The 1,557-nt window shown below is 46.5% G+C and carries 1 protein-coding gene; it reads right to left on the reverse strand.

Annotated features, from left to right (window positions below; translation table 11 throughout):
- Window positions 1-93: 93 nt before the first annotated feature.
- A complete protein-coding gene (eno, locus tag A5295_RS05945; protein ID WP_004111411.1) occupies window positions 94-1,389 on the reverse strand; it encodes a phosphopyruvate hydratase in 1,296 nt (431 codons plus the stop codon).
- Window positions 1,390-1,557 lie beyond the last annotated feature (168 nt).

Genomic DNA, 1,557 nt, shown 5'->3' on the forward strand with positions numbered 1-1,557 from the left:
CGCTAAAATATACGAAAAACGGTCAGCCGTAAACACGACTGACCGTTAAAACTCAAAGACTCAAGAAGCCACTAAGTTACTTAAAACTAAAAGTTACTTCATATACTTCTTGCAAGCCTTGAATGCGCTGTAACCAGCATACTGAGCGGTAGAACCAAGCTCTTCCTCAATCTCAAGCAAGCGGTTGTACTTAGCAATACGCTCGCCACGAGCAGGAGCACCAGTCTTGATTTGGCCAGTGTTCTTAGCAACAGCAAGATCAGAAATGGTGGTATCTGGAGTCTCGCCAGAACGATGGGAAACCATAGAAGTGAAGCCGTTCTTAGTTGCAAGCTCAATAGCGTCGAGGGTTTCGGTGACGGAACCAATCTGGTTCAACTTCACGAGCAAGGAGTTAGCTGCACCAAGCTCAATACCCTTAGCCAAACGCTTTGGATTGGTGACAAGCAAGTCATCGCCAACGAACTGCAAACGATCACCAAGACGCTTGGTGATTTCTGCCCAATCATCCCATCCTTCTTCCTGGAATGGATCTTCAATGGAAACGATTGGATACTCGTTGATGAGCTTCTCGTAGTAATCAAGCATGTAAGCAGATTCGCGCTCTTCGCCATCAAAACGATACTTACCAGTTTCCTTGTTGTAGAACTCAGAAGAAGCAACGTCAAGAGAAATACCAATCTGCTTGCCTGGCTCGTAGCCAGCGGCTGCAATTGCATCCATGATGTACTTCAAGGAATCCTCATTGGACTTCATCTTTGGAGCGAAGCCACCTTCGTCGCCAAGACCAGTAGCCAAGCCTTCCTTCTTCAAAACATTCTTCAAGGTGTGATAAACCTCAACACCAGCGCGCAAAGCATCGCTGTAGGTCGCGAAACCGTAAGGAGAAATCATGTACTCCTGAATATCGGTTGCGAAATCAGCGTGAGCACCACCGTTCATGATGTTCATGTTTGGAACTGGAAGAATGTGACCATTGGTGCCGCCAATGTAGCGGTACAACGGAAGCTGAGCGGATTCAGCAGCAGCGTAGAGAGCAGCGAGGGAAACGCCGAGAATTGCGTTAGCACCAAGCTTGCCCTTGTTTGGCGTGCCATCAAGCTCAATCATCGTCTCATCAAGAGCGCGCTGATCGGTGGCATCCATGCCAATAACCTTAGGTGCGATTACCTCGTTGACAGCCTTAACAGCTTCCAACGTGCCCTTGCCTTGATAACGGGACTTGTCGCCATCGCGACGTTCCCAAGCTTCAGCCTCACCAGTAGAAGCACCAGAAGGCACTAAACCAATACCCTGAGCGCCATCTTCGGTCTCCAAATAAACCTGAACAGTAGGATTTCCACGAGAATCCAAAATTTCGCGTGCATATACGCTTTCAATAGCTGCCACAACTACTCCTTTATACCTATGGGTTGTGATGACTCTTTTAAGATTAGTGCGTTTTATGGACGTTATATTGAGTACCAGCGTATTTATGCCGTGAACGTTCACAATATTTTGATTTAACTCGAGTCATATGAGCCAATTGTATATTTTTAAGCAATATCGTTTATAAAT

Origin of the sequence: Gardnerella sp. 26-12 (assembly GCF_001660745.1) — a bacterium.
Taxonomy (GTDB): domain Bacteria; phylum Actinomycetota; class Actinomycetes; order Actinomycetales; family Bifidobacteriaceae; genus Bifidobacterium; species Bifidobacterium swidsinskii.